The sequence below is a fragment of the Pseudomonas mangrovi genome (assembly GCF_003052585.1).
Lineage (GTDB): Bacteria > Pseudomonadota > Gammaproteobacteria > Pseudomonadales > Pseudomonadaceae > Aquipseudomonas > Aquipseudomonas mangrovi.
In genome coordinates this window covers 69747-76133 of sequence record NZ_QASN01000003.1, presented here as the reverse complement: position 1 = coordinate 76133, position 6387 = coordinate 69747, and the positions used below count along the sequence as shown (strand labels likewise).

Genomic DNA, 6387 nt, shown 5'->3' with positions numbered 1-6387 from the left:
GTCAAGGACCTGCGCCTGCGCACCTTCATCGGCATCAACGAGGACGAGATCCGCAACAAGCAGGACGTGCTGATCAACCTGACCATCCTCTATCCCGCCTCCACCGCGGTGGAGGTCAACGACATCCAGCACGCGCTGAACTACCGAACCATCACCAAGGCGATCATCCGCCACGTCGAGGAGAACCGCTTCGCCCTGCTCGAGCGGCTGACCCAGGAAATCCTCGATCTGGTGATGGCCCATCCGCAGGTGCGCTACGCCGAGGTCGAGGTCGACAAGCCGCACGCCCTGCGTTTCGCCGAATCGGTATCGATCACCCTCACCGGCCATCGCTGAGGAGCCGCCCATGCACCTGCAATCTTCAGCCGTGACAGCCGCCAGCCTGCTGCTGGCAACCCTGCTGAGCTGGCCGGTCCAGGCGCAGGCCAGCTGGCGCGAGCAACTGCCTGCCGCCGAGCTGGTCGGTGAAGGCACCCTGCGCTACTTCGGCCTGCGTATCTACGACGCGCGCCTGTGGAGCGCCGCTGCCGACTTCGATCCACAGAAGGCCTTTGCCCTGGAGCTGACCTATCACCGCAGCATCAGCCGCGACGCACTTGTTGAAACCAGCATGGATGAACTGCGCCGCCTGGCCGACGCGTCGATCAGCGAGGCGCAATTGCTCGACTGGCAGACGCAGATGAACCAGGCCTTCGTCGACGTCGAGCCGGGCCAGCGCATCACCGGGGTATTCCTGCCTGGCGAGGGCGCGCGCTTCTACGTCGGCGAGCGTCTGCAACACGAAGTACGCGACGCGCAGTTCGCCCGCGCCTTCTTCGCCATCTGGCTCGACCCGCGCAGCCGCGACCGCGGCCTGCGTGCCCGTCTGCTCGGCCTGCGCTGAGCCCAACCGGAGAACCGCCATGATCAGACCCCTCGCCCTGCTCTGCTGCCTGCTGCTCGCCAGCTGCGGCAATGTCGATATCCAGGACTACGCCAAGGAGTCGCCGCCGCTGGATCTGCGCGAATACTTCGATGGCCGCGTCGAGGCCTGGGGCATGTTCCAGAAACGCTCGGGCCTGGTAGTGAAACGCTTCCATGTGGTCATCGACGGTCACAGCGAGGGTGACAAGCTGATCCTCGACGAGCGCTTCGTCTTCAGCGACGGCACCACCCAGCAGCGGGTCTGGACCATCACCCCGGATGGCGAGGGTCGCTGGCGCGGCACCGCCGGCGATGTGGTCGGCGAGGCCGTCGGCGAGGTTGCCGGCAACGCCCTGCGCTGGCGCTATGTGCTGCGCCTGCCGGTCGATGACAGCGAGTACGAGGTCACCCTCGACGACTGGATGTACCTGATCGACGAGCAGACCCTGGCCAACCGCTCGTTCATGAGCAAGTTCGGCGTGGAAGTCGGGCAGATCACCCTGTTCTTCCGCAAGAGCACACCCTGAGCGGCGCAGGACGCGCCCGCGTGCTCCGGCAGCGGGCGAATCAATCGGGCAAGATGCTCGGCGGCAGAGACGGCGACACGGCGGAAATTCACGAATTGTAAACAAGCAGTCCGCGCCTGCTTTCAACCAGGCTGCGGCAACGCGGGTAGTTTTTCATCGGCCTGCTAGAATGCCGCGACATCGGCCCAGAGACCTCTCGCGCATGATCAACGCCAAGCTGCTGCAACTGGTGATAGAAGCCTCCAACGACGGCATCGTGGTGGCGGAACAGGAAGGCGACGACAACATCCTGATCTACGCCAACCCGGCCTTCGAACGCCTGACCGGCTACAGCGCCGACGACATCCTCTACCAGGACTGCCGCTTCCTGCAGGGTGACGACCGCGACCAGGCGGGCCTTGCCGCCATCCGCGAGGCGGTACGCAAACAGCTGCCGTGCCGGCAGATCATCCGCAACTACCGCAAGGACGGCAGCGCCTTCTGGAACGAACTGTCGATCACCCCGGTGTTCAACGAAGCGGATCAGCTGACCTACTTCATCGGCATCCAGAAGGACGTCACCGCCGAGGTCGACGCCCTCACCCGCGTGGAACAGCTCGAAGCCGAACTCGCCGCCCTCAAGGCCGAGCGCAGCTGACCCCTCTTGTTGGGCCTTGCGGCCCAACCTACGCCCATCGCCCTGCCCCGCACCGTAGGCTGGCGCCGAGCGCCGCGAGGCCCAGCAGACGGAGTAGCGGCAAGCGCACCGAAACCTGCCAACACCGCAGCCGCCATACCAAATGATCGTTCCCACGCTCCGCGTCTGTGGGGCGTCCCCGGAGTCAGGTTCCCACGCCGGAGCGTGGGAACCATCGAAACGCTCAAGACCGAACGCAGCTGATCCCCGCGTTGGGCCTCACGGCCCAACCTACGACAATCATCGCTGCGTTCCTCACCGTAGGCTGGCGCCGAGCGTCGCGAGGCCCAGCAGGCGGAGTAGCGGCCAGTGCGACGAGCCCCGCCGATACAGCCGCTCTGGTGACATGCCAAATCGCAGGCATAAAAAAACGGGAACCAAGGGGTCCCCGTTCGAAAATTTAGAATCCGGCCACCTGAAGCCGGGGATCTAACTACAACCTCACCTGCGTTCCCCAAGGAAAACGCACGGCCAGTCTGCCAAAGGCGCGCTGTCTTTAGGGTTTAGCTTTGTTGGCCGTTTGCAAAGAAATGTAAACGGGCGTGCGACTGGCTCTTGCTCCAGCTGCGCGGCAGAATGCGCGGCATGTCCGCCTCCTACATTCCCCCCTGCTGCAGCGCGCCGAGCCACGCCTGGTTGTTGCCGACCCGGCTCGACGGCGCCTGCATGGTCAGCAGCCGGTTCGATCCGGCGCTCTGGCACGAGGAGCAGTTCGCCCTCGCCGGGATTGCGCCGGCGCGCGGCGTGGCCAAGCGCCAGAGCGAGTTCCTCGCCGGGCGCATCTGCGCCCGCGAGGCACTGGTGCAGCTCCGCGGCGAACCCGGAGTGCCGGCGGTCGGTGAGGATGGCGCGCCGCAGTGGCCCGGCGGGGTGGTCGGTTCGATTACCCATGGCCAGGGTCGTGCCCTGGCCGTGGTAGCGCCGGCCCAGCGCATCCAGGGGCTGGGGCTGGACATCGAAACCCTGCTGCCGCCAGCGCGCGCCGAGCGGCTGCAGGGTGAGATCCTCAGCGCCGACGAGCTGCGCCGCCTGGACGGACTGGACGAAATCGAACGCGCCCAGGCGATCACCCTGACCTTCTCGATCAAGGAGAGCCTGTTCAAGGCGCTCTATCCGCTGGTCGGTCGACGCTTCTATTTCCACGACGCCGAGCTGCTCGAGCATGACGCCAGTGGTAACGCGCGGCTGAGACTGCTGATCGACCTGAGTACCGACTGGCGTAGCGGCGCCCTGCTCGACGGCCAGTTCGCCTGCTTCGATGAGCGTCTGCTCAGCCTGGTGGCGATACCCGCCGCGCGTTAGCAAGCCTCTGGGCACACTGCGCTCGGTCTGGCGGCGCTGAAATCAACCCCGCTGCAAGCCTGGCCAGGATGATCCCGACTGGGCGTCCCCGACTAGGCGTCCCCGACTGGACATCCCCAACCAGACGTCCCCGACTAGGCGTCCCCAACCAGGCGCTCCCTATCGAACGCTCGCCGCGCAGCTACTGCTGCTGCCGCGGCCAGACCAGGCTGAAACTGGCGCCGCCGAGTGCCGCGCTGCGCGAGACCTCGATCTTTCCGTTGTGCCAGTAGATGATCCGCCGCACGATCGACAGGCCCAGTCCGTGCCCGCCGGACGCACGGGTACGGCTGTCATCCAGGCGAATGAAGGGTCGGAAGATCCGCTCGCGATCCTCTTCCGGCACGCCGGGGCCGTCGTCTTCCACCGTCAGCCGGCAGCGCTTCGGGCCGACCCAGCAACTGACCCAGACCCGCGACTCGGCATGCCGCAGGGCGTTGCTGACCAGGTTCTGCAGCGCCCGCTGCAGGTAGCGCGGCTCGGCCTCGGTGAGCACCGCGAGGGCGCCGGGCGGATCGCTGTACTCGCCGCGCAGCAAATTGACCTGGGCGCGCAGCGGTGCCAGCTCCACCATCACCTGATCGATCAGCGCATTCAGATCCACCGGCTGGAAGTCCAGCGCCGGCGCGCCCTGCTCCAGCCGCGCGTAGGTGAGCATCTCGTCGAGCAGGCGGTCGAGCTCCTGGATGTCGTTGTCCATGCCGGTCATGTACTTGTCGCGCGCCGTATCGCTCTCGGCATCACCGAGCATCTCCAGGCCGAAGCGCAGCCGCGCCACCGGCGTGCGCAGCTCATGCGACACCGCGCGAACCATCTCGCGCTGGATGCCCAGCGAGCGTTGCAGATGTTCGGTCATGGCGTTGAAGGCCAGCGCCAGGCGCCCCACCGAGTCAGCCGAGTCGACCGGTGCGCGCACCTCCAGGCGACCACGGGAAATGCGCGTGGCGGCTTTCTCCAGCGCCGCCAGGCGCCGCTCCAGCTGGCGCACCAGCAGATACACGATCAGCCCGATCAGGGTCAGGCCGAGCACACCGATCAGGATCAGCACCTGCGGCGGATAAGGATTCATCTGGTACAGCGGGCCGAGCTCCAGCACCCAGGGCGTGCCGGCGATGCCGGCGAACACGTGCACCGCATCGCCGCCACGGCCCAGCGCCATCACGGTGTCGCCGTCTTCCACGCGGCGACGCTGATCCTGGTCGAGATTGGCCTCCTGTAGCGTCACCAGGCGCAGGTCGAAGCCGAAGCCCTTGTCCTGCTTCAGCTCCGCCAGGCGCGCCGGCTGCTCGTCACGCGGGTAGCGCACCAGCTCGTCGATCAGCAGATAGATCGTGGCGCGGGCGAGCTGCTCGCTGATCTGCTCGACGTCACTGGTCAGCACCAGTTTTTCCGTCTCGCTCACCAGCGCGTAGACCCGCACCGAATGCGCCCCCAGCTCGCGCACCGCGATCTGGCCGGCGAACAGGCGATTGCGCGTGGTGCTGTCCAGGCCGAGGATTTCCAGCGGGTGCAACTCCAGCTGCAGGCCGAGCAACCGGCCCCAGAGCACCAGCGCGCGGCGGCGCTCGATCGGGCTCTGGTGTTCGAGGTTGTCCGCCATCAGCCGGAAGGTACCGTTGGCCAGTCGCTCGCGGTGCTGGTGGGTACGCTTCTCGTTGACCATTTCCACCGCGCCGGCGCCGAGCATGGCCACCAGCACCAGGGCCGCGAGCATGCCGCCGTAGATGCGCAGGAAGATCGAGTTCACGTGAAAATCTCCGCCGCCAGGGCAGTCATGGCCGCGCCGATTCCAGGGCCTCGCGGACGAACAGGTAACCCTTGCTGCGCACCGTCTTGATCAGCCGCGGGTGCATCGGATCGTCGCCGATCTTGGGACGGATGCGCGAGACGCGCACGTCGATCGAGCGGTCCTGGCCGTCGTAGCCGATGCCGCGCAGCGAGGTGAAGATCTCCTCGCGGGAGAGAATGCGCCCGGCGTTGGAGGCCAGCAGCCAGAGCAGGTCGAACTCGGCGCCGGTCAGCTCGATGCTGCGCTCGGCCAGCCAGGCCTCGCGCATCGACCGGTCGATCACCAGCGGGCCGAACTCCAGGCGCTGGCGATCTTCCGGCGCGTCGGCAACCCCCTCGCGCCGCCGCAGCAAGGCGCGGATACGCGCCAGCAGCACACGCGGGCGCACCGGCTTGAGCACGTAATCGTCGGCACCCAGCTCGAGGCCGAGCACCTGGTCCATCTCGTCGGTACGTGCGGTGAGCATCATGATCGGCCCCTCGTAACCGCCGCTGCGCACCTTGCGGCAGATCGACAGCCCATCCTCGCCGGGCAGCATCAGGTCGAGCACCACCAGCGCCGGGCGCTCGGCGAGGATCCGCGCCGCTGCCGCCGCGCCGTCGGACTCGATGGCGACGCTCAGGCCATTGCTTTCGAGGTATTCACGGGTCAGTTCGGCCAGACGCTCGTCATCCTCGACGATCAGCACCTGCCAGGATTCCTGCTCCACGACGTACTCCTGCTTGGCATTGCTTGGGGGCCGGCATTGTAGCAATCGACCGCAGCCGGCGCAGTGCCAGCACGCTCCGGCGCGTACCGGTGCCGGCTGCGAGCACGCCACAGCGCACATGGGCCAAGTCTGTCCGGCCGGTCACTGTCCAGGGCCGGCATCAGCACTATATGTAGTCGTCGGAAAAAACCGACCACCTGGTAAATTTTCTCACCCCGGTGGCCATCCCCCGCCAGAGCGCGCCCGCTCGCGCTCTGCGCCAGGCATGCACAGATCACCCACACGTTATCCACAAGATGTTCAGCAACTGGAGCCTTGCGAAAGCAAGATTCACGGCCTATCTTGTGCCCCAGCAAAACGAATGGCACTAGATGTAGTTTATCCACGACCGACGCCCGGGCTGCTGCAGAGCCTGCCAGCGATCAGTCGGAAAAGCCCTTGC

At 66.5% G+C, this 6387-nt stretch carries 7 protein-coding genes; 5 read left to right on the top strand and 2 right to left on the bottom strand.

The window, feature by feature from the left end; genetic code table 11:
- The 5 genes from folX to DBO85_RS02760 form a co-directional block, all read left to right on the top strand.
- The coding region (gene folX / locus DBO85_RS02780; RefSeq protein ID WP_108105090.1) for a dihydroneopterin triphosphate 2'-epimerase at nucleotides 1-336 on the top strand (336 nt) is incomplete at its 5' end.
- A gap of 10 nt (nucleotides 337-346) precedes the next feature.
- Entirely contained in the window at nucleotides 347-883 is a 537-nt protein-coding gene (locus DBO85_RS02775) for a chalcone isomerase family protein (protein ID WP_108105088.1), read from the top strand.
- A gap of 19 nt (nucleotides 884-902) precedes the next feature.
- Nucleotides 903-1430 carry a DUF3833 domain-containing protein gene (locus tag DBO85_RS02770; protein ID WP_108105086.1) on the top strand — a complete coding sequence of 176 codons (528 nt, stop codon included), beginning with the start codon at nucleotides 903-905 and terminating at the stop codon, nucleotides 1428-1430.
- 202 nt (nucleotides 1431-1632) lie between these two features.
- Nucleotides 1633-2067 (top strand): PAS domain-containing protein, encoded by a 435-nt coding sequence (locus DBO85_RS02765; RefSeq protein ID WP_108105084.1) that lies wholly within the window; start codon nucleotides 1633-1635, stop codon nucleotides 2065-2067.
- A 615-nt stretch (nucleotides 2068-2682) separates the two neighbouring features.
- Nucleotides 2683-3408 (top strand): 4'-phosphopantetheinyl transferase family protein, encoded by a 726-nt coding sequence (locus tag DBO85_RS02760; protein WP_407681439.1) that lies wholly within the window; start codon nucleotides 2683-2685, stop codon nucleotides 3406-3408.
- 181 nt (nucleotides 3409-3589) lie between these two features.
- On the opposite strand, the gene DBO85_RS02755 is transcribed toward DBO85_RS02760, so the two are convergent.
- Both DBO85_RS02755 and DBO85_RS02750 read right to left on the bottom strand, forming a co-directional pair.
- Nucleotides 3590-5194 carry an ATP-binding protein gene (locus DBO85_RS02755; RefSeq protein WP_108105080.1) on the bottom strand — a complete coding sequence of 535 codons (1605 nt, stop codon included), beginning with the start codon at nucleotides 5192-5194 and terminating at the stop codon, nucleotides 3590-3592.
- Between the two features lie 25 nt (nucleotides 5195-5219).
- Nucleotides 5220-5945: a response regulator gene (locus tag DBO85_RS02750; RefSeq protein ID WP_108105078.1), complete on the bottom strand. Its 726-nt coding sequence runs from the start codon at nucleotides 5943-5945 to the stop codon at nucleotides 5220-5222.
- Between the last annotated feature and the right edge of the window lie 442 nt (nucleotides 5946-6387).

Excerpts from the sequence above, each read along its gene's own strand:
- DBO85_RS02770 (WP_108105086.1), top strand. The coding sequence starts at position 903 with ATGATCAGACCCCTCGCCCTGCTCTGCTGCCTGCTGCTCGCCAGCTGC.
- DBO85_RS02760 (WP_407681439.1), top strand. The coding sequence starts at position 2,683 with ATGCGCGGCATGTCCGCCTCCTACATTCCCCCCTGCTGCAGCGCGCCG.
- DBO85_RS02775 (WP_108105088.1), top strand. The coding sequence starts at position 347 with ATGCACCTGCAATCTTCAGCCGTGACAGCCGCCAGCCTGCTGCTGGCA.
- DBO85_RS02765 (WP_108105084.1), top strand. The coding sequence starts at position 1,633 with ATGATCAACGCCAAGCTGCTGCAACTGGTGATAGAAGCCTCCAACGAC.